Annotated in this window: 17 protein-coding genes; 15 read left to right on the top strand and 2 right to left on the bottom strand. The window is 52.2% G+C overall.

The genetic code is table 11. From position 1 onward, the window contains the following. Positions 1-8 precede the first annotated feature (8 nt). The 6 genes from N0M98_RS11010 to N0M98_RS10985 all read left to right on the top strand — a co-directional run bounded on the left by N0M98_RS11010 (position 9) and on the right by N0M98_RS10985 (position 9,691). Complete coding sequence (locus N0M98_RS11010) at positions 9-1,214, top strand: response regulator (RefSeq protein ID WP_259617895.1); 1,206 nt, start codon at positions 9-11, stop codon at positions 1,212-1,214. Then, entirely contained in the window at positions 1,215-3,119 is a 1,905-nt protein-coding gene (locus N0M98_RS11005) for a substrate-binding domain-containing protein (RefSeq protein WP_259617894.1), read from the top strand. It abuts the gene before it with no gap. A 173-nt stretch (positions 3,120-3,292) separates the two neighbouring features. After that, the gene (locus N0M98_RS11000) at positions 3,293-4,387 is read left to right on the top strand and encodes a GerAB/ArcD/ProY family transporter (protein ID WP_249864778.1); all 1,095 of its coding nucleotides are present in this window, start codon (positions 3,293-3,295) and stop codon (positions 4,385-4,387) included. Further along, positions 4,384-5,913, top strand: coding sequence for a spore germination protein (locus tag N0M98_RS10995; RefSeq protein WP_259617893.1), 1,530 nt, complete (start codon positions 4,384-4,386; stop codon positions 5,911-5,913). Before N0M98_RS11000 ends, N0M98_RS10995 begins: the two co-directional genes overlap by 4 nt. Further along, positions 5,910-7,049 (top strand): Ger(x)C family spore germination protein, encoded by a 1,140-nt coding sequence (locus N0M98_RS10990; RefSeq protein ID WP_259617892.1) that lies wholly within the window; start codon positions 5,910-5,912, stop codon positions 7,047-7,049. Before N0M98_RS10995 ends, N0M98_RS10990 begins: the two co-directional genes overlap by 4 nt. Before the next feature lie 587 nt (positions 7,050-7,636). Next, positions 7,637-9,691, top strand: coding sequence for a right-handed parallel beta-helix repeat-containing protein (locus N0M98_RS10985; RefSeq protein ID WP_259617891.1), 2,055 nt, complete (start codon positions 7,637-7,639; stop codon positions 9,689-9,691). A 94-nt stretch (positions 9,692-9,785) separates the two neighbouring features. On the opposite strand, the gene N0M98_RS10980 is transcribed toward N0M98_RS10985, so the two are convergent. Beyond that, positions 9,786-10,478, bottom strand: a complete 693-nt coding sequence (locus N0M98_RS10980) for an SIMPL domain-containing protein (RefSeq protein WP_259617890.1) — start codon at positions 10,476-10,478, stop codon at positions 9,786-9,788. 178 nt (positions 10,479-10,656) lie between these two features. On the opposite strand from N0M98_RS10980, the gene N0M98_RS10975 reads away from it, so the two are divergent. Continuing rightward, the gene (locus N0M98_RS10975) at positions 10,657-11,274 is read left to right on the top strand and encodes a nitroreductase family protein (protein ID WP_259617889.1); all 618 of its coding nucleotides are present in this window, start codon (positions 10,657-10,659) and stop codon (positions 11,272-11,274) included. Positions 11,275-11,480: 206 nt separating this feature from the next. Continuing rightward, a complete protein-coding gene (locus N0M98_RS10970) occupies positions 11,481-12,521 on the top strand; it encodes a metallophosphoesterase family protein (protein WP_249864772.1) in 1,041 nt (346 codons plus the stop codon). Positions 12,522-12,580: 59 nt separating this feature from the next. Here N0M98_RS10970 and cls read toward each other — a convergent pair whose 3' ends face one another. Next, positions 12,581-14,029 carry a cardiolipin synthase gene (gene cls / locus N0M98_RS10965; protein ID WP_259617888.1) on the bottom strand — a complete coding sequence of 483 codons (1,449 nt, stop codon included), beginning with the start codon at positions 14,027-14,029 and terminating at the stop codon, positions 12,581-12,583. A gap of 432 nt (positions 14,030-14,461) precedes the next feature. On the opposite strand from cls, the gene N0M98_RS10960 reads away from it, so the two are divergent. The 7 genes from N0M98_RS10960 (at position 14,462) to N0M98_RS10930 (ending at position 22,094) form a co-directional block, all read left to right on the top strand. Then, positions 14,462-15,400 (top strand): carbohydrate ABC transporter permease, encoded by a 939-nt coding sequence (locus N0M98_RS10960; protein ID WP_259617887.1) that lies wholly within the window; start codon positions 14,462-14,464, stop codon positions 15,398-15,400. Next, positions 15,397-16,221, top strand: coding sequence for a carbohydrate ABC transporter permease (locus tag N0M98_RS10955; RefSeq protein WP_259617886.1), 825 nt, complete (start codon positions 15,397-15,399; stop codon positions 16,219-16,221). Before N0M98_RS10960 ends, N0M98_RS10955 begins: the two co-directional genes overlap by 4 nt. Before the next feature lie 108 nt (positions 16,222-16,329). Further along, the gene (locus N0M98_RS10950; protein ID WP_249864768.1) at positions 16,330-17,691 is read left to right on the top strand and encodes an ABC transporter substrate-binding protein; all 1,362 of its coding nucleotides are present in this window, start codon (positions 16,330-16,332) and stop codon (positions 17,689-17,691) included. Between the two features lie 155 nt (positions 17,692-17,846). Beyond that, entirely contained in the window at positions 17,847-18,839 is a 993-nt protein-coding gene (locus N0M98_RS10945) for a DUF429 domain-containing protein (RefSeq protein WP_259617885.1), read from the top strand. A gap of 115 nt (positions 18,840-18,954) precedes the next feature. Beyond that, the gene (locus N0M98_RS10940; RefSeq protein ID WP_259617884.1) at positions 18,955-20,274 is read left to right on the top strand and encodes an extracellular solute-binding protein; all 1,320 of its coding nucleotides are present in this window, start codon (positions 18,955-18,957) and stop codon (positions 20,272-20,274) included. A 94-nt stretch (positions 20,275-20,368) separates the two neighbouring features. Beyond that, a complete protein-coding gene (locus N0M98_RS10935; RefSeq protein WP_259617883.1) occupies positions 20,369-21,241 on the top strand; it encodes a carbohydrate ABC transporter permease in 873 nt (290 codons plus the stop codon). A 22-nt stretch (positions 21,242-21,263) separates the two neighbouring features. Next, positions 21,264-22,094 carry a carbohydrate ABC transporter permease gene (locus tag N0M98_RS10930; protein WP_259617882.1) on the top strand — a complete coding sequence of 277 codons (831 nt, stop codon included), beginning with the start codon at positions 21,264-21,266 and terminating at the stop codon, positions 22,092-22,094. Positions 22,095-22,111: the final 17 nt, after the last annotated feature.

The raw sequence follows: 22,111 nt of genomic DNA, 5'->3' as shown, positions 1-22,111 counted from the left end.
GACAGTTCATGTGGAAATTGTTGATCGCTGATGATGAGCCGCGCATTCGCAACGGTCTTTGCAAAGCGCTGCCATGGGCGGAGATGGGCATTGAAGTGGCCGCCGAAGCGGAGAACGGCAAGGAAGCGTTGGAGCTGGCCGACGCGGTCGGCGCCGATCTTATGTTCGTCGACATCAATATGCCTTTTATGAACGGGCTCGAGCTGATCGAGCAATTGCAGACTCGGCGTCCCGGTTGTCTGGTCATCATCATATCGGGGCATGACGAGTTTACTTATGCGCAGCAGGCCGTGCGGCTTAACGTGTTCGATTATTTGCTTAAGCCGGTCCAAAAGTCAGAGCTGAAATCCGTCATAGCCAAGGCGCTGGACGTACTGAACAGGGAGCGCGTCGATCAAAAATATACGCAGTGGATGCACCATAAATTAGAGTATAACGCGCTAGCGCTGCGTGAGGAATTTCTGGGCAATTGGATTACCGGGAAGCTCACGAAGGAGCAATTCGAAGAAGAGCGGCTGTTTTACCAGCTCCATTTTCACGGCAATGTCAGCCTGCTGCTGGTGAAGCCTCTGAAAAAAATATCGCTGGACGTGCCGAATAAAACGTGGGACCCGCAGCTCTTGTTGTTCGCAATCAAGAACATTTTATCCGAAGTGCTCCCTCAGCTTCCTGTTTCCGTCGTGTTCAGTATAGGAAAACATCAAGTAGCCGCGCTGACCCAAGTATCCGATCTTTCGGCTATCCGCGCCGTGTATCAAGAGTTCGAACGAACGGTAACGACGTATTTGGGCGTCAATGTATTTCTGTGTCACCGTATTTCCGGCCAGTTGGACGACATCCCGGCCCATTATGAGGCGCTTCGCGAAGAGCTTCTTCGGGAAAGCGCGCTGACCCCGATCATTGCGATGGCCAAGAAATATTTGGAAACCTATTACTACAGGGAAGATCTTTCGCTATCCGAAGTGGCCGAACATATGAATGTGAACGCGACTTATTTGAGCAAGCTGTTAAAAAGAAATCTGGGCAAATCGTTCGTCGATTATCTCACGGATGTCCGCATTAAGAAAGCGATCCAATACCTTGATGATCCTACTTTAAAAATGTACGAAATCGCGAGCAAAGTCGGCTATCAATCTCAGCATTATTTCAGTCATGCTTTTAAGAAGATGACGGGCGTGTCCCCATTGGAGTATAGAAAGCGTGGGGAGTACTAGATGAAGAGTTCATTTAGAAAAAGTTTTCTGTGGATTTTGATAGCATTACTGATTGTGTTTGCAGGTTCCGTGCTCTTCGAAAGCACCTCGCGGATTAAGCAGGCGAAAGCCGAGGCCAATTTTCTGATCGGAATCAGCCAGCCGAACTTGAATGAGCCGCGGCAAATCGTCATGAATAACGAAATCCGCAAAGAAGCGGAGAAGCATAGCAACGTGAAGCTGATTTTCACCGATGCCGCGGAAAATTCCGAGAAGCAAATCCACGATGTGCAAAAGCTGATGGAATACGGCATCGATCTGCTCATCATTTCATTGAACGATTCCGAGAAGCTCACTCCGATCGTGAAAGAGGCGTATAAGACGATTCCGGTTATCGTATTGGGCCGCGGGGTGACCGGCTACGATTATACGATGTTTATCGGATCGGATAATTTGTCGATCGGCAAAATCGCCGGCAAGCTGGCTTCCGATCTGCTGGCGGGCACCGCGGCGGAGATTGTGGAAATTAAAGGAGCGATGAGCTCCACATCGGAGGAGGAGACGAGCCGCGGCTTCCGGGACTATGTGACGCGCAGTCCTTCCATCCAAATCAAGCAAGAGATTGACGGAAGCTGGCAGCGAGATAAGGCGGAGGATGAGCTGAAAAGAATTTTGCCTTTTTACCCGGAAGTCCGGCTCGTGTTCGCCCACAGCGACGCCATGGCTCTGGGAGCCTACCGGGCGATTACTTCATGGGGCTTGTCCAATGTGCAAATTATCGGGATTGACGGCTTGGACACGGTGAACGGCGGGTTCGATCTGGTCAAGCAAAAAATTCTTAGCGGCAGCGTGACGAGTCCGACGGGGGGCCGGGAATCGATTCAGTATGCGATAGATATTTTGAACGGCGAGAAGGTCATCCCCAAAAAAATTATTTTGCGCAGCCATCTGATTGCCAATCAACATGAACCATTAAACGGTCCGGACAGACAGCCGTACATGATGAAGCTCGATACGGCGGGACCCGATAAAGCCGACCCCCGCCGGAAGATCAAGCTGGGCGTCGTTATTGTGGGCTCCGAAAGCAGCTGGAGGGCGGCGAATACGGAATCCATCAAGACGGCGGCCGAGCAGGAGCAGGATATTGAGCTCTTTATGCAATACGCCGAAGGAAGCCAGGATAAAGAAATTGAAATGATTCGCAGTTTGATTCGGCAAAAAGTAGATGTCATCGTATTTACCCCTATCGTAGAGACCGGCTGGGACGAGGTGCTGGAGGAGGCGCGAAAAGCCGGTATTCCGGTTATTTTGACGGACCGCAAGGTGAAGGTGGAGGACGACTCCTTGTGGACCACGTTCATCGGCTCGGATTTTATCGAGGAAGGCAGGAGGGCCGCGCGCTGGCTTCTGGAGCGTTATGCGAACCGCGGCGGAGTTACCGAGATCGTGGAGCTGCAGGGAACGGCGGGTTCGGCGCCTGCGATCGAACGAAGGCAAGGATTCGAGGAGGTGCTCGCGAACAATTCGTCCTTCCATGTGGCGGCTTCGGAAATCGGCGACTTTACTTACGACAGCGGCTTTCAACTGATGAACAAAGTCATTAAGGACGGGGTTATGCCCCAGGTTGTATTTGCCCATAACGACGATATGGCGCTGGGCGCCATCAAGGCGATGGAGCAAGCGGGGATGAAGCCCGGCAAAGACATTGTCGTGATGTCGGTCGATGCGACCAAGCTGGCGTTTCAAGCGATGATTGCAGGCAAGTTGAATTTGTCCGTGGAGTGCAACCCGCTGCTAGGACCGCAAATCGTCAAAGCCGTCAAGGATCTTGCCGCAGCGAAGGAAATTCCCGTCAATATTATTACGTCTGAAGGGATTTTCTCTGCGGAAACGGCTAAGCGGGATATTGCGATGCGGAAATATTGAGAGGAACCGTGGTATAGCTCTTGAAGATGCTGATATGCAGCGCTTTGAGGGCTATTTAGCATGTTATGGAGGTGTGGGTTATTTTTCTAATCAAGGTATATTTTTAGGACGATGGGAAAATAATACCTTCATCACCTCTGCAATAACATGCTTCTTTTATTAAGGGGATAGCTATGGATAATAAATTCCGCAAGATCGGCATCTTCCCTTTCTTTTCCGTCATTATCTTGGCCGTAGGATTAATGAACCACGTGATGGTCATGCCTCCGCTGCTTCAGGATGCCAAGAGAGATGCGTGGATCAGCGTATTGGTAACGATCGTTCCCTATCTGTTATGGGCTGCTATGCTGTATTACATCATAAGAAAAACAAATCAGCAGCCGCTTCTTCCCTGGCTGCAGCTTCATTGCGGGAAGCTTGTCAGCGGATTGCTGCGCCTTATTTTTGTCGTTTACTTTTTTCTGATCAGCCTGCTGACGATGAAGGAAACGGTCATGTGGACGCACTCTTCCTATTTAACCCGGACGCCTATTTTTGCCTTGTCCATTGTGCTTGTTCTGCTATGCGCTCTTGCCGTGCACTTGGGGATTAAAGCGATTGCGATTGCGTCGGGTATTTTGCTTCCGTTCGTCGTCATTTTCGGGGATTTCGTGATGAGTACGAATCTACCGGCCAAAAATTACTCGCTGCTGACGCCTATTATGGAATATGGCCCCCAGCCCGCTCTCAAGGGCGCCATCTATGTCGGCGGAGGCCTGGTCGAATTGATCATGATTCTCTTCGTCCAGCAAGAGATGAAAACGAAGCTGAAGCTGTGGCATTTATGGTCGCTGGCTCTCTTTTTGGTGCTGCTGGTCATGGGACCGGTGACCGGAGCCATTGCGGAATTCGGCCCTCATGAGGCCGCGCTGCTGAGGTTTCCCTCCTTCGAGGAATGGCGGATCGTGCAGATCGGCAAATATATCCGCCATGTCGATTTTTTATCGATCTACCAGTGGATTTCCGGCGCTTTTGCGAGGATTTCCTTTTCGCTGTATTTGCAGGTCGAGCTGCTGAGCATGGATTCGGGCAAACGTATCAGATATATGTGGCTCTTGATCATTAGCCTTATGACCGTGGCTATTATGGAAGTGCCGATCAGCGATATGCAGTACTTGTCTTTCTTGAAAGATATATATTTGCCCTTTGCGCTTTGGACGATGACAGGGCTATTGACGGTCATATTTCTCATCGTACTGTTTGTCAATTTACGTAAAGAGGTGAAATGATGATGAATTTTTTTGCGTTTCGGAAGCTGTTTCGGAAAAACGGCGATCACACGGAACCTACGCAGCGGTCCGATGCCCGGGAACCGGAAGTCAACGATTGGACGCCGGAGAAGATTCATCGTTTATTTCACAAATCGGCGGATATTAAGATGGAAAAATACGAGCTCGCAGAAGACGGAAAAGGAACGGTCTATTTGCTCTACTGCGACGGCTTGGCGGATACGAAACAAATCAATCATTTTATTTTGCCGAGACTTGAATGCTTCGTCCGCGAGGCGAATTCCGTCGAGGAGCTGGAACGGACATGGGAGCTCATGCGGATCAACCGGCAATCGGTTCTTGTGAGCCAGGTTTTTTCCGGACAATTGCTCATCTTCTTCCCCTTCTCCCAAATTGTCTACTCGATGGATATTTCGCGCATCCCTCAGCGGAGCCCGCAAGAGTCGAATACGGAGACGGCCATCAAAGGGCCGAAAGACGCTTTTGTAGAGGAGCTGACGACGAACGTTGCGCTGGTACGCAAGCGGCTGCGCACCAATTCGTTGTGCTACGAGCAGTTTTCCATCGGTGCCAGGAGCCGGAGCAGAGTCGCTTTGCTCTATATCGAGGATATCACCCAGCCGCGCTTTGTGGAAGAAGCGAGAGAGCGGCTTCAGCATATTGAAATCGATATTTTGTTCGGCAGCAGCCAGCTGGAAGAGATGCTGGCCGACCGATCGACGTCGATGTTTCCGCTGCTCCACTATACGACCCGTCCCGACTTTGTCGTCGATTGCCTTGTGCGGGGCCGGTTCGCCATTTTGGTCGAGGGCGCCCCGACGGCGATCATCGGACCTGCGAATTTAACCTTATTGCTAAAAACGCCGGAGGACTCGTATATCCCCTACTATATGGGGACGTTCGGCTTGCTGTTTCGCTTCGTCGGGCTGATCATCGCGCTCTTGCTCCCCGGATTCTGGACGGCGCTGGCCTCGTTCAACATCGAACAGTTGCCGCTGCCGCTGCTGGCGACGATTACGTTATCCCGATTGGGCCTGCCTTTGCCGGCTCCGCTGGAAGCGTTCCTGATGCTGGGCCTGTTCGAGCTGTTTCGCGAGGCCGGAGAACGGCTGCCCAAGGCCGTCGGCCAAACGGTGGCCGTCGTCGGCGGTATTGTCGTAGGGGATGCGGCGATCAAAGCCGGACTCGGGTCCACGACGTTTCTCGTCATTGCGTGCGTGACGGCGGTAGCCAGCTACACGCTGGTGAACCAGTCTCTGGTCGGCACCGTCAGCATCGTCCGATTGTTTGTGCTGCTAATGTCTTCGGTCCTGGGCATGTTCGGATTTATCGCGTCCGTCATTGCCCTTGTCGTTTATTTATCCAGCCTGGAGTCTTTTGGAGTGCCTTATCTTGCGCCGTTATCTCCCTTCCGCTGGAACGATTTCGTCTCGGCCATTACCCGCAAACCGTGGTATAAAAAAGATTACCGTCCGGGGATGCTCGGCACGACGGACCATACCCGTAAAGAGAGGAGAACAGAATGAGCCTGTACATCAAGCTCCCTCTGGTATTCGCCCTGATCGCTTGTTTATTGACCGGCTGCTGGGATATTAAAGGCATCCAGGACCTGAACTATTTGGCTTCCATGGGGTTCGATTATAAGGATAACGAGTATATCGTGTACAGCCAGATGATCGATTTCAGCACTGTGGCCAAGATAGAAACCGGGAAGCCCACGCAGCCTGTGCCCGTATGGGTCGGCATCGCCAAGGGGAAGACCGTCATCAGCGCGATTAATAATTTGTACCAGACGACGCAAATGAGGCTGTTTTTCGGCCAAGTCAACTCGATTGTCGTAGGAGAAAATATTTTGCGCAGAGGGGTAGAAGACGTTCGCGAAGCCATAGGACGGTATTATGAGCTGAGATATACTCCGTGGTTATTCGGAACCAAGGAGCCGATCGATCAACTGTTTGCGGTCACGCCGTTTTTCAATCTGTCTCCCTTAATGTCGCTGCTTCACCAGCCTATTGAGAATTACAAGCAGAGATCGATTATACTGCCGATAACGGTGCGGGACTTTGCCTCCAATTATATGGAGCCCAATAAAGCGATATTGCTGCCCTCTTTGGCTTTGGCGGACGGAGATTGGAAGGAAGGAGAGAAGCCGAAATCCCTGCTGGAACTTGACGGGGTGTTCGTTTATCAGGATCGGGAGTATAAAGGCTGGCTTGAGAAAAACGACGTTCTCGGGCTCCGCTGGATGGAACCGAAGATGAACCGCAGCCCGGCCTTGATCCAATCGGACGGGAAGCCGCTGGCCACGCTATCGCTGGAGCAGCCCAAGGTTGCCATCATTCCGTCGTATGAAGAGGGGAAAATGCTGTACGACGTGAAAGTAAAGCTCAGGGGAAACGTCAGCGAAGTCATCCAGCAGGTTTCCGAGGAGGAGCTGGAGCAGAAGGCCGCTCAGCTGGTCAAGCATCAGATTAAGCGGACGTTCGAGGAAGGGCTGAAGCTGACGGCCGATGTTCTGGGGTTTGAGCATGTGCTGTACCGTAAAAATAACAAGCTGTGGAGCATGCTGCGCGACCAGGATCGGCTGGATTTGCACCCGAGTTCATTGCGTAACATTACAATCACAGTGGATTTGGATCATTCGGGGAAATTGAAGCTGTAAAAGCGAACAAACGGAGCTTCCCGGAAAAATAGTCCGGATTCGCGGATTTTTCCTACCTGAGACTTAGCTGAATCAGACGGGAGTATTAGATAGGCTTGACACCGGGGTATAACGTACCGGTTTTATCAAGGGGATGCGCGGAAAAAAACGGTCGCAGGTCTTCAATTGCTCCGTACGGCTTATAGACAACTGAAAAAATGAAGCGTCGACGCCGGGATAGGCAGCTTATAAGGGCTGTCTATTTTGCTTTGGGGCGGTTATATATGTTCGCCTTTGGGAATAAAAGTAAATTATTGTTACTCGCCGCTAGTTATTTATCCTTGCTCCTCTTAATGTCAGACGCCATCAATCGACAATTTTCGCCTGGATGATGCTGTAAAATAGAACAATGAGCCTTTGTGCTGGACAAAGCAAAAGGAAAGCGAGGTGAACAGCGGGGAGAAATGCGCAATTTGTCGTAAAAGGTCGTACGATCGCAGAGGTAACGCGATCGTAATCAAGCTGCGCCAGACTGCAGCGGACGGGGCTTTGCCAAATTTATATACAAAGAACGGTGATATGAACAGATGAAAAAAGGATTGCTTTTATTGGCTTTAACTTTGGGCTTGCAGCTGCAAACGGCTGCCGCGGCGCCGGAATCCGGGACGGTCTATACGCTTGTTCCCGAGGATTGGGGCATCTATGCGGACGGTACTCATCCGGAGGAAACGACCAAAGGGATGAATGATGCGCTGAAATGGGCGCATGACAACGGCAAAACGACATTCAAAGTGCCTGCGGGAACTTATTTGATTAAGAAGCAGGACCCGAAGCTGGTTAGCGATACGTCGGCGCGCATTAATATGGTTCCGGACATGACCTTCGAGCTCGACGATCAAGCGGTCATTCAGAAAGAATCGAACGGGTTCAGCGGCTACCAGACGATGAATATCGGGTACGGAGCGAACAACGTCACGATCAAGGGCGGCACGTTCCGCGGCGATAAGGATACGCATGATTATTCCAGCGGCGGCACGCACGAAGGCGGGTACGGCATCGTGACGGAAGGGGCCGTCAATGTGAAGATCGACGGGATTAAGGCGGTCAACTTCACGGGAGACGGCTTGGCGATCGGCGGCAAAGGAACGATGATTCAGGATTTGTATGAAAACAGCTTCGTGCCGGGCTCGTTTGACGAGCAGGGGGCGCCTGTCGATGATGCAGCGGCGATTCGTACGAAAAAACCGATTTCTTTAAACAACGACATTTTCAAAACGGAAAGGCAGTTTGAGCTATCCAACAAGCAGAAGCTTCCGAACGCCTTCGATATTTACTTTTACAAGGAAGACGGGACGTTTCTAAAAACTTTGAAAGACCAGACGATGCGGCAGCTTATGGACATTCCCGACGGCTCCGGCTACATCCATCTGGTGTTCCACCAAGCGGACAGCAAGGCGGCCTACGTAGAAATTTGGCAGAGAGCCGTCTCCAAGCAGGTGGTAGTGCAAAACTCGGAATTCGCCTTTAATCGCAGACAGGGTATTACGGTCGGCGGCGGAGATCAGATTACGATCGTCAATAACGAGCTGCACGATATGAAAGGAACGGCTCCGCAATCCGGCATTGACGTGGAAGGCGGGTACGGCGAGAACGGGCATTTGAATACGAATGTTTTTATTAGAAACAACAAGTTTTACAATAACGCCGCTTATGACGTCATTTTGTACGACGGCCACGACGCGACCGTGGAAGGCAATCATATGGCGTCCAAAGGAAAAATCGGCCTGGCCGTTTCGACTCCGTTCAAAAATGCGCTGATCAAGGACAATCATTTTGACGCGACCAGCATTTATGCTTATCATGACGTGCAATTCGAAGGCAACGAGATGAATGATTCCTTTACGCATCTGGAAGGCCCCAATTTGACGATCGACGGGATGAAGTTCACCGATTCCAAATTTGTTATCAGCAGCAGCACGCCGTTCGGAATAACCGCTTCCAACATTACGATGTACAATAACAAAGGCGGAATGGATTTATCGTTATGGGTGAATCCCATTCATCTGCAGGGCGTGACCGTGTACGGAGGCGGCTTCTCCGGAAGCGCCGCGGGCAGCATCGTCGATGATCTGAAGGTCGTCGGAACGAGCGCCCTAAACCTGCCTCCCGGAACTTATAACCGCTGCGATATCGAGTCTTCGACGACCGGCGTGACGCTGGACGATGCCGGCAGCTATGTCTTCGATCAGTGCCGGCTGAAGGTCAAGGAGGGCGTACTTGTAACGAATGCGAACGCCGATTTTACGATGACGAACTCCGCCTTCGAGATGCTGGATAAGCGTTATGCTTTGAAAGTGGCCAAAGCCAGCAAAATCCGCTTTGAGAATAATGCCATTTCGTATGACCAAATGACGGCCGCCACCGATTATGCCGTCATGATCGGCGATTATTGGACGCGCAACGATCCGTTCACCGTGAAAGAAGCGGCGATTAACGGGAACCGGATTGAGGCGAATATGGCGGCGGAAGGCATATCGACCGTCTATGCGGGCGTCGGCGCGCCGAAGTATACGATCGAGGAGAATACGCTCGTCAACGCCAAGCTCAAGCTGCGGGAGAGCGATATGAACGCCAGCAATGTGGAGGAATCGCTGCAGAAGTAAAGGTAAAGAGCCTTCGGCTCCGCTTACGGGCGGAACGAAGGCTCTTGCATTTCTTCTCGGCCCGCTATCGCAGCCGGCGCTTCGGCCGCCGCCGCTAAACGTAGCTGTAGCGGGCTCTAACCTGAGCCGTGATGCTCAGCTGCCCCGGCTGAATCGGGGTCGGTCCGCTTGCGCCTGCCGCATACAAAGACGTATGAAACGGCGCGGGCGGCTGCGGCTGCGACAGCTCTTCAATGCGCAGCGGCGTTCGGTTCAGCGTGGCCTGAATCGCGCGAGCCAAGCTAATAGCCTTGTTCTCCGCCTGCCGGATAGCCAATTGCAGCGCCTGGTTGTAGTACGCCTCCGGATGCGTGTTGACGAAACGGATATTCGTAACGGTATTGGCTCCTTGCCGGACCGCGGTATCTACCACCGTTCCGGTCCGATCGATCTGATCCAGCGTGATTTCGAGAAGATGCGTAACCTGATAGCCTTGAAACAGCTGTTTGCCGTCCTCGAACGAATACTGCATATCGATCCGGTAGTCTGCGGTTCGGATATGCTCCTTCGGAACGCCGAGCTGACCGAGCGCCGCAATGATTCGGGTCACGATCGCGGAATTTTCTTGCTGTGCCGGGAGCAGCTCCTTGTTTTCGGTCACTGCGCCCAAGGTGACGACCGAACGGTTGGGCGCCGCGGCCACGGAAGCTTCTCCGGTCACCTCGATCACATTTTGTTGAGGGTTTTCGCTGTGGCGCTGAAGCAAAACAGGGGGAGAGGAAGAACTTAGGGACTCTATTTCGGACATCGTCAACGCTCCTTCATTACCGTTTTATGTACTGCGCGGATCGTTCGTCATATTACCAATGTATGGCTTTGCGCCGCCTGAGATGACTCGGGCGGAACCGGGCCGCGGTTTGCATAAGGAATGCGTTCCCCGTCTACAATAACGAAGGTAACAAAGCCTAGTATTGGAGGGATTATGCATGGCAGGAGCAGTAGGAACAGGCAGCGATTTCCTGTCCGCGGTTCGGCACAGACGCACCATTTACGGGATTGGTCCGGACGGCGCGATTTCGGATGATCGCATCGTTCAGCTTATCGAGGAAGCGGTGAAGCATACGCCGTCGGCGTTCAATTCGCAAAGCGCGCGAGTCGTCGTCTTGCTCGGACAGCAGCATCATCAGCTGTGGGATCTGACGAAGGAGATTTTGCGGGCGATCGTCAAAGCCGATCGGTTCGCGTCGACCGAGCAAAAGATGAACGGCTTCCGCAGCGGTCACGGCACGGTCCTGTTTTTCGAGGATCAGCAGGTCGTCGAAGGTCTGCAATCCAGCTTCCCCAGCTACAAGGATAACTTCCCCGGCTGGTCATTGCAATCGAGCGGGATGCTCCAGTACGTGATCTGGACCGCTCTGGAGAACGAAGGCTTGGGAGCCAATTTGCAGCACTACAATCCGTTGATCGACGACAAAGTGAGAGAGACGTGGAAGCTTCCGCAGTCGTGGAAGCTGATCGCCCAGATGCCGTTCGGGAAACCGACCGCTCCCGCGGGCGACAAGGAATTCAAGCCTTTGGAAGAGCGAATAAAGGTGTTTAAATAAGCGGCTGAACCCCGGTATCCGTTGCTCTGCCGCACATCGACGAGAACCTGGCCAAAGGCCGGGTTTTCTCGCGATGATAGTCTATGATTCGCTCTTTCGCTAGATTTGAAGATGGCCGCCGATCTTGTTATGATAGAGTCAGGATTCATAATGATAGAGTTCGGTACCTGCATGGGTCCTCATTTTATACATACGGAAGGGATTTTATGAATCGACGCGGATTTTTGAAATGGTTGTTCAGCATGGGCGTAGTCGTTGACGGATCGATCAATATTTTGCTGCAAATGCTATACCAAGTTTACGAGAATGCTTCGAAGACGGGAACAGAGACTCAAGAAGCCGCGCTGGTGGAAAAGGTGGAACCGGCCTTATCCAATGAGCCGCTGCTGTCTTTTTTTGTATTAAGCGATATGCATATTTCGATTTACGACCCTAATACGCCGCGAAAATTCCGGTCGGCGCTGGAGCAGATCGTCCAGTTCGAATCTCCGGTCGACGCGCTGCTGCTCGGCGGAGATTTGACCGACTACGGGACGGAGGCGGAGTACAAATCGCTGGAGAACATTATGAGCGGCTTCAAGCTGCCGCCGTTCTACGCCAATATGGGCAATCATGATTATTATCATGTCTGGATGAACCAGAAGGGCGCCTTCAGTACGGAGACGATGCCGAACGGCTGGACGGATGCGCAGTCCCGCGCACGCTTCATGAAGCTGTTCGGCTATACGAAGCCGTATAACGCCGTGACGATTAACGGATATCATATTATTTTGCTGTCGCAGGAAACGTACCGCCAGGAAATGCCGGAGGTCGGAGAAGGAGCCTGGTATTCCGATGCGCAGCTCGAATGGTTTCAGAAGAAGCTGGCGGAAACGACGGACGGCAAACCGATCTTCGTGCTGATCCATCAGCCGCTTCCGCCCGAAGGGAAAGACGGGGGAACGCATCAGCTGATCCGGGCGGGCAAGTTCCGCGAGCTTTTGGCGCCTTACCCGAATGTGTTCGTGATCTCCGGCCACACGCATCAAGACTTTGACAACGGCTCTTCCCATTACAGCGAGGAGACGTTCCATTGGTTCGTCAACGCTTCAGTCGGGATGACGCGCGACAAGCAGAATCCGGCCTCCAAGTCGCAGGGCATGTACGTGCAGGTGTATGCCGACCGCGTCGTCGTCCGCGGCAGAGAGTTCGCTCAGAAACGGTGGATTCCCGAAGCCGACTGGATGATCCCGCTCAAGCGCGTGTAAGCGGCCGGCAGCCGGCTTGAACGACGATCCGGCAGCATCGGCAGCTTACGGGCATTCGGTCACAGCAGAGGAGACAGCAGCCGGGCGATCGATTCTTTCAGCTGGCTGACATAGGATCGCCGTTTGTACGATTCCAGCGTCAGCTCCCGGGAATGGTGCAGATCGGCCGCGAACAGCTCCTCCAGCTTGCCCGCCGTCTTCGTATCGTAAATGAAGGCGTTAATTTCAAAGTTCAGCTTGAAGCTGCGGATATCGATATTGGCCGTGCCTACCGAGGCGACCTTGCCGTCGATCACGATCGTTTTGGCATGGAGAAAGCCGCCTTCGTACAAATAACAGCGCACCCCGTTGTCGAGCAGCTCTCCAAGATAAGAACGCGATGCCCAGAAGACGAAGAAATGATCCGGGCGGTCCGGAATCATTACCTTGACGTCGATGCCGGATAAAGCGGCCATTTTCAGCGCGGTCAGCAGGCTTTCGTCGGGCACGAAATACGGGGATTGAATGCAGACGCTGCGTTTGGCGGAATGAATCATTTTGATATAGGCGTTCTTAATCTGCTGCCGGTTGGAGTGAGGGCCGCTCGAGACGATCTGCATGCCGACCCCCTGCGGGTACACATCCTCGCAAAAATATTTGGCCTCATAGCCGATCGCCGGCGCCGCGGTCCGGTTCCAGTCCATCATAAAAAAAGCCTGCAGCACCTTGACCGCGCTGCCCTCCAGCTTCAAATGGGTATCTCTCCAATAACCGAGCCGCGGATTTCGTCCCAAATATTCGTCCCCTACGTTGAAGCCTCCGATATAGCCCCATTTGCCGTCGATAACGCCTACTTTGCGATGATTGCGGTAATTCAGCCGCAAATTCAAATAACGGATTCGCGACGGAAAGAAGGCCGCCGCCTCTCCGCCCGCCTCCACCAGCGGCCGCAGAAACCGCTTGGCCAGCCCGTAGCTTCCGACGTCGTCGTACAACAGCCTGACTTCGACGCCTTCCCGCGCCTTTTGCGCCAGCAGACGAATCAGCTCCTGGCCCAGCGTATCGGCCCGCACGATGTAATATTGCAGGTGAATGTATTGCTTCGCCTGGCGGATCGCCTCGAACAGCGAGGCGAACTTGCTCTGGCCGTCGGTGAAAATTTCGACCTGATTGTCCTGGGTCAATACGGAGTAACGGCTGCTCATCAGGTTCATATGCATCATATCGTGGTAGGCTTCCATAGCCGGATCGGCATAGTGCATGACTCCGAGCTCGATTTGCTCCGTCTGCTGCCGCGAAACCGCGTTGAATTCCTCTCTCGTTTCATCCTTCATCGCCCGCATCCGGCGGCTGTTCAGCGTTCTGCCGGCCAGCAGATAAATGATAAAGCCGACCCCGGGGAGGAAGAGGAGAACCATCAGCCAAGCCCATGTAGCGACGACATTGCGGCGCTCGAAAAAAATGATGACTACGGCAAACAAATAATTGAGGAGCGTCAGCAAATTATAAATGTCTTGAAATTGAAACATGGGGTTCACCTCCTGCTTGCATTCCGATCCTGTTCTTTAAGCATAACCCCTTCTGGAATCATTATCCACCCTCGCGTTATCATTTCCTTACCCGGATTCGCATATGCATGCCGGAGAGCGGCCGAATCGGACTAACCATCGGATAAATAAACGGAAAATTATGGTTGACACGGCTGGTGGCAGCGTTTACAATAAGGTCACAAGTTAATACCACGTGTAGGAGATGCGGAGATATACACATAGGTTGCTTCGATAAGAGAAGGCGATTTATGTGTTTTTATTTGCTCAAAATCACTTATATTATGGAATTAATGTATATTTTATCCTTACATCAGTTACTGAAAGCGAATACATCCAAGGAACTTCTGATTATCGTTCACTCCGGCATCCAGAGGGGCTCTTTTCGGCATCTTGAGTTAAGCGCTTTACCTCATGAATCTTACTTTAAGGAAAGGGGAATCTTCATTGTCTGCATCTTCGTCATCTTCTTCTAAAAAATCCCAATGGAAGGAAGAGCTTCTCGGCTTCGCTTTTCTGGCTCCGTCTCTTCTGATCTTCATCTGCTTCTTGTTTTACCCGATGATCCGCTCCGTATATCTCAGTATGACCTTGACGGACCCGAGAGGGCGAGTGGCGGCGTTTGTAGGGCTGGATAATTATATCGATTTGTTTTCATCGGGGCAATTTTATTCCAATCTGAAAGTCACGCTGCTGTTCATCCTATTCACGGTGCCGACGACGATCGTCTGGTCGCTGGTGCTGGCTGCGCTCACCCACAACAAGCTGAAGGGGATGAAGCTGTTTCAGTTCGTCTTTTCGCTGCCGATCGTCATTTCCGTAGGTACCGGGTCGATCATTTGGCTGCTGCTGTTTCACCCGACGGCGGGAATGCTCAATTACTTCATCGGCTTCGTCGGCATCTCGCCGATTTCCTGGCTGGCCGATCCGTCATGGGCGCTCATATCGATTTCCATGATGACGGTATGGATGAATATGGGCTTTGTCTACATCATTTTGCTCAGCGGTCTGCAGGGAGTGCCGGAGGAGCTGTACGAAAGCGCCAAAATCGACGGATCGGGACCGGTTCGGACGTTTATCCAGATCGTGCTTCCGCTGCTTTCTCCCACGATCTTCTTCGTTCTCATCGTATCGGTTATCACCGCCTTCCAAGCCTTCGGCCAAGTGAATATTTTGACCAAAGGCGGCCCGATCAACAGTACGAACGTCGTCGTATATTCGATCTATCAGGATGCGTTCATTAACTTCCGGTTCGGTATCGGCAGCGCGCAGGCTTTAGTCTTGTTCGTCATCATTTTGCTGCTGACCGTCTTTCAGTTTAAAGTTTTGGAAAAGAAGGTGCACTATCAGTGATCATTCGCGGAGTATCCCGTTCCATATTGTATGCGTTTTTGACCGTGCTTGCCTTGGCGGTGCTGTACCCGCTGCTGTTTACCATTTTGTCGTCGTTTATGACGGAAAAGGAAGTAGCGGTGTTTCCTCCGCCGTTATTTCCGCATCAGCTGTACTTGGGCAACTTCATTAAAGCGCTGCAAACCGTGCCGATCCTGCGGTTTATCGTCAACAGCTTCGTCGTGTCGGCCGCCATTACGATCAGCCAGGTCATTACGTCGAGCTTGGCCGCTTATGCCTTCGCTTTCTTGAACTTCCGCTTCAAGGGCCCGCTGTTTCTTTTGTATTTGTCCACGATGATGATTCCGTGGGAAGTGACGGTCATCCCGAATTACTTGACAATCAAATCGCTCGGCTGGATGGACAGCTATCAAGGGCTGATCGTTCCGTTCATGGCAGGGGCTTTCGGGGTATTCCTGCTGAGGCAGTTTTTTCTGCAGCTTCCCCACGAACTGTTCGATGCCGCCAAAATCGACGGCTGCGGCCAATTGCGCACCTTTTTCTCCATCGTGATGCCCTTATCGCGCCCGGCCTTGTCGACGTTGTTCGTCTACGTGTTCTTAAACCATTGGAACTCTTATCTGTGGCCGCTGCTGATTACGAACAAACCGACCATGCGGACGGTGCAGATCGGCGTATCGATGCTGCAGCATGAAGAAGTGATGTCCTGGAATCTGATTCTCGCCGGCGTCTCGCTGGTGCTTCTCCCGTCCTTCGTCATGCTGGCCTTCGGAGTGAAGCAGCTCATTCGCGGCATTACCGCCGGCGCGATCAAAGGCTGAACGATCTCTGCCGTCTTCCGCGCCGAAGACGGATCATCCATTCGGTGAAACGGCGCCGACCGGCGTCCTTTCCATATATTTTCATCAAAATATTAGGGGTGCGTAACGATGAAGCTACTCGGTAAAAAAAGTTTCCTCAGTCTTACGTTGGCAGGAATGATGGCTCTCACCGCTTGCGGTGGCGGCGATCAGGATACGGCGGTCAAGGATAAAGGGGGAGCCGCTTCCGCAGGACCCAAAAAGGTCGTCTTCTGGCACGCGATGGGCGGTTCGAACACGAAGGTCGTCGACCAGATGGTGGCCGACTTCAACGCTTCGCAGGATAAGATTCAAGTGGAGGCCGTATTCCAGGGCACCTACGACGATCTGCTCAGCAAGCTGAAAGCGAGTATGGGGACGAAGGACGGCCCGAGCCTTGTGCAAATGTACGAAATCGGCAGCCGTTTCATGATCGATTCAAAGACGATTACCCCGATGCAAAAATTTATCGATGAAGACAAATTCGATTTGACCCAACTGGAGCCTAACATTACCGGCTATTATTCGCTGAACGGCAAGCTGAACTCGATGCCGTTCAATACGTCGAACCCGATCCTTTATTACAATAAGGATTTGTTCAAGGCAGCGGGTCTCGATCCGGAGAAGCCGCCCCAAACGTATGAAGAGCTGCAAAAAGCGGCTGACGCCATTACCAAAACGGGCAAGGCTACGGGAGCCAACTTTGCGATTTACGGCTGGTTTATGGAGCAGTTTTTTGCCAATCAAGGCGCCGATTACGTCAATAACGGCAACGGCCGCAACGCTTTGGCGACCGAGTCGCTGGTCAACTCGGATGCGGGCGTCAAGACGTTAACTTGGTGGAAAAATCTGGTCGATACGAAAGCGGCCAACAATCTGGGACGCAAGACCGACGATTCGAAGAAAGCCTTCTCCGCCGGTCAAGTGGGGATGATTCTCGAGTCGACGGCATCGCTGAAAGGGCTTGTCGACAATGCGGCGGGCAAATTCGAGGTCGGCACCGGCTTCCTGCCGAAGCCTGCGGATGCCAAGGAAGGCGGAGTCGTCGTAGGCGGGGCCAGCCTCTGGATCATGAACGACCGTCCCGACGACGAGCAGAAGGCGACTTGGGAATTCATCAAGTTCCTGACGTCTCCGAAGGAGCAGGCGTACTGGCATATTAATACCGGTTACTTCCCGATTACGAAAAAAGCGTATGACGAGCAAAGCGTCAAGGACAATTTGAAGAAATTCCCGCAGTTCCAAACGGCGATCGACCAGCTGCATCAGACGAAATTGAATTCGGCGACCCAAGGCGCGGTCATGGGCGTCTTCCCGGAAGCAAGGCAAATTGTCGAAGGGGCGATCGAAGAGGTGCTGAACAACAAGAAATCGCCGAAGGACGCGCTCGATGCGGCGGCCAAAGACATCACGTCGAAAATTCAGCAGTATAATAAAACGGTGAAACAGTAAAAATAGAAGATAAACGCGGCCCCGGAGCTCCTCCGGGGCTTTTGCGCATGAGCGGGCAGGTAATCGGGGAAGAGACGGCGAAATCAATGAGCAGTCTATACAAGTGTCTATAGAGAGCGGGAACAGCGAAAATTTCTATTGAAAGGAAGAATGAGATGAATCAGCCGTCCCTCGATGTGGGGATCGACGGCTGCAGAGCGGGATGGATTGCCGTCGCCCTGCAGCCCGGCGAGCAGTGGGACATCCGGTTATATGAGCATCTTGATTCGGTATGGGAAGCGTACCGGGATGCGCGAACGGTGCTGATCGATATGCCGATCGGCCTCCTCTCGGGCTCTTGCGCGGAGGACGGGCGCAGATGCGACCGGGAAGCGAGGCTGCGGCTTAAGCCTCACCGCGCTTCGAGCGTATTTCCGGCGCCGATCCGCGAAGTGCTGGAGGCGGCCGATTACGAGGAAGCGGCGGCATGGAGCCGGAAGCTCTGCTCCCGTGGATTGTCCAAGCAGTCCTGGAATCTCGTGCCCAAAATCCGCCAGGCGGACGCACTTGTGCGCAGGGATGCGCAGGCGGCTGTCCGGTTGACGGAATCGCATCCCGAGCTGGTCTTCGCCGCCTTGTTCGGAGGGCCGATGGCGCACGGCAAAAAGACGCAGCACGGCTTCGAAGAGCGGCTGCGCCATTTGTCCGGAGTGTATCCTCCTGCCGAGGCTGTCGTAAGCTGCGGGCTGGAGCGGTTTCCCCGCAAGTCCGTCGCCCGGGACGATATAGTCGATGCGCTGGCGCTTGCCGTCGCAGGCCGGGTGGCCCAAGGAAAGCTGCAGACGGTCCCGGAGGAAGCGCAGTTTGATTCGTTAGGCATCCCGATGCGCATCGCCTTTGCCGATCAAGCGAAGCAGGAGGCCCGTCCCCTCGAAGGGGCGAGGCCTTCTTTTGCTTGCGCCGATGGAAATGGCGGCGTCTGGACGCGGATTGCTAAGAGGGAATTTTTTCATCATAACGGTTATAAATGCCGCAACAAAATGGGCAACTTGATGGAGTGGAGAGGCGCTGTGGAAAACATCCATTTTTACAATATTATTGTAAGTTTACCTTTCATTCTATTTCTTTTCAACCGATTTTTCATAAAAAACGGCCATAATCACAAATGATCTGAATATTTACGGATATAATCAAACATTTATGGGATATAGCCTGCCGGACATACCTTCTATAATTAAATGTAAGATTGCTGAACAAACATAACTTTAGAGAAGAGGGTTGAAAATGAAGAACAGAAAGATAAGCAAGAAAGTAACTCTTTTAAGTCTTGTCAGCGTGATGGCCTTATCCTCCGCGGCTTGCGGAAATAAAAGCACGGAGAGTGCAAACAACGGAGCATCCGCGGGAAGCGGCGATAAAGTGACGCTGACCATGATGCACCCGTGGACGACCCCCAATATCGACAATGATGTATACAAGGCGAGAATCGCCGAGTTTGAGAAAAGCCATCCGAACATCGTCATCAAGACGGACGAGGTTCCTTCCGCGCAGTACAAAACCAAAATCCGCACATTGGCTGCGGCAAATAATTTGGCCGACGTCAGCGTAGTTTGGCCGGGAGCGGAAATGGACCCGCTGGTAGAGGGCAATCTGCTTGAGCCGATCAACGGTCTGATGGACAACTGGAAGTCCATTTTGCCGGAAACGGCGCTGGAAGGCTTCAACGTAAAAGGCAATCAATATGCCGTGCCGACCAAGCAAACCTTCGTAGACATCGTTTATTACAACAAAGAGCTGTTGGCCCAAGTCGGATACAATGAGTTTCCTAAAACCTACAGCGACTTTATCGATCTGGTCAAAAAGCTGAAAGACGCAGGCATTACGCCGATCTCGCTGGGCAACAAAGAGAAATGGCCGCTCCAGTCCTCCTATCTGTCGATCATCGGGGACCGCTTTACAGGCAGCGACTTCCTGCAGAAAGTCGTGAACAAGGAAGCCAAGTTTACCGATCCGGAATTCGTGAAAGCGATCAGCGTTATCGACGAACTGACCAAACTTAAAGCGTTTAACGTCGATGCCAATAATATGGACTCCGTACAAGGACAAGATTACCTGATTCAAGGCAAAGCCGCCATTCATATTTCTTCTTCCACCGTGGATGCCCGCATTCGCGTGAACAACCAAGACGGCGGCAAGTTCGGCATTGCCTTGTTCCCTAGCGTGGACGGCGGTAAAGGCGATCCGAAGAAAAGCGCGGGCGTCGTACAGTACGGCATCGCCATCAAGAACGGCTTGGATGAGAAGAAGAAAGCTGCAGCCGAAGAATTCCTTAAATATTTCGTAAGCGAAGATTTGTATAAAGCATTGATCAGCAACGGCGTCGTCGTTCCGGCGAAAGTGGATGTTCCCCAGGATGCGAGCCCTTATTTGAAACAATTGATTGAACTGACCGGCAACGGCACGGCCCCTGTATTCGACAGCGTCATTCCGACCCAAGTGGTGGACGTTATCCAGAACGGCCTGCAGGCGCTGACTGTAGGACGCGGTACTCCTGAACAGGTAGCAGCCGATGCCCAGAAAGCAATGGACAACATTACGAATTAATGCTCAGTTTAACAGGCTTAATCCGATACAAAGAAAACCCGGATACCGGGTTTTCTTTGTTCAAAGCCAAAGCTGACCGAAAGGAGAACTGCTGATGCAAACCTTGAAACGAAGCAGATTCGCTATCTTTATCGGCTTGTTCCCGGCGCTGGTGATTTATCTCGGCATCGCTATCGTTCCGATAGGCATCTCGCTTTACTACTCGCTCATGAACTGGAACGGGATCGGTTCCATGAAATTCGTCGGACTGAACAATTACATCCAAATGCTGGAGGACGATACCTTCTGGCTGTCGGTCAAGAACAACGTCATTATTATGATCACCGGACTGATCGGTCAAATTCCGCTCGGGCTGTTGATGGCGCTGCTGCTGAACCGCGGGATGAAAGGCTCCGGCTTTTTCCGGACCATCGGATTTATGCCGGTCGTCATTTCCTCGGTCATGGTATCCCTCATTTTTGGAATGGTTTATAACACGGAATACGGTCTGCTGAACAGTCTGCTTGCCTTTTTCGGACTGGAAAGCTGGCAGCAGAACTGGCTTGGCGATGCCAAATGGTCGATGCTGTCGATCAGCGTGGCCTATATTTGGCAAAACTGCGGTTTGTACATGGTCATGTTTCTCGCTGCTCTGCAAAATATTCCGGACGAAGTCAACGAAGCCGCCGAGCTGGATGGAGCTACAGGGTTTAAGAAAACCCGGTTTATTACGATTCCGATGCTGCGCAGCACCTTGATGGTCACGATCGTATACAGCATAAGCAACTCGTTCCGCGTATTCGATCTCATACAGGTTCTGACGGGCGGCGGACCGGCTCACCAGACGGAAGTCATGACGATTTATATGTACAACAGCGCCTTCGTGAATATGCGCTACGGATACGGCAGCGCGGCTTCCATTATGATTTTGCTGTTCAGCCTGATCGTCATTTCCATCGTCAACCGGATCACCCGCGAGAAAGATTAAGAGGGAAAGGAGGAGTACATTAATGAAGAAAAAATCTCCGTTATTCCAAATATTCGCATACACATTTTTGATTCTGTTCGCTATCATGAATATAGTGCCTATTTTTTGGATGGTGATCAACTCGTTCAAGTCGGAGCAAGAGTATGCGGCCAACCCGTTCTCGATGCCGACCGGCTTCCAGTTCTCCAATTACGCGGAAGCGTGGAGAATCGCCAACATGAACGTTTATTTCTTTAACAGCTTGCTTATCACCTTCGCTTCGCTGATCGTGACCGTACTGCTCGGATCGATGGCCGCTTACTTCCTGGCCCGCTTTTCCTTTAAGCTGCGCGGACTCACCTACAGCCTGTTTCTGCTTGGCATGCTGGTTCCGATCCATGCCACATTGATTCCGATTTTTCTGATCATGCAAAAGCTGAGCCTGATCGATACGTATCTGTCGCTCATTTTGCCATATACAGCATTTCACTTGTCGCTGACGGTATTTATTCTCGAAGGCTTCATGCGCGGCTTCCCGAAAGACTTGGAGGAGTCGGGCGTTATGGACGGAGCCGGCATCTTCCGGATCTTCTGGTCCATCATTTTGCCGATTACCCGTCCGGCTATGGCGACTGTAATCATTCTGAATTTCATATATAATTGGAACGAATATTTATTTGCGCTCGTTTTGATTACATCCAACGCCTTGAAGACGCTGCCGCTCGGTCTGGCCAATTTCGTCGGTATCGAAACCGCCAGCTACACGCTGCAAATGTCTGCGCTTACCATCGCGTTGATTCCGATTATTATTTTCTATCTGCTTCTGCAAAAGCAGCTGGTAACGGGCATGACGGCCGGAGCGGTAAAAGGCTGATCCGGTTCTGATCGGGC

Origin of the sequence: Paenibacillus doosanensis (assembly GCF_025060755.1) — a bacterium.
Lineage (GTDB): Bacteria > Bacillota > Bacilli > Paenibacillales > NBRC-103111 > Paenibacillus_S > Paenibacillus_S doosanensis.
Note: the sequence above shows the minus strand (reverse complement) of the source record. Positions and strands in the feature narration are given on the sequence as shown.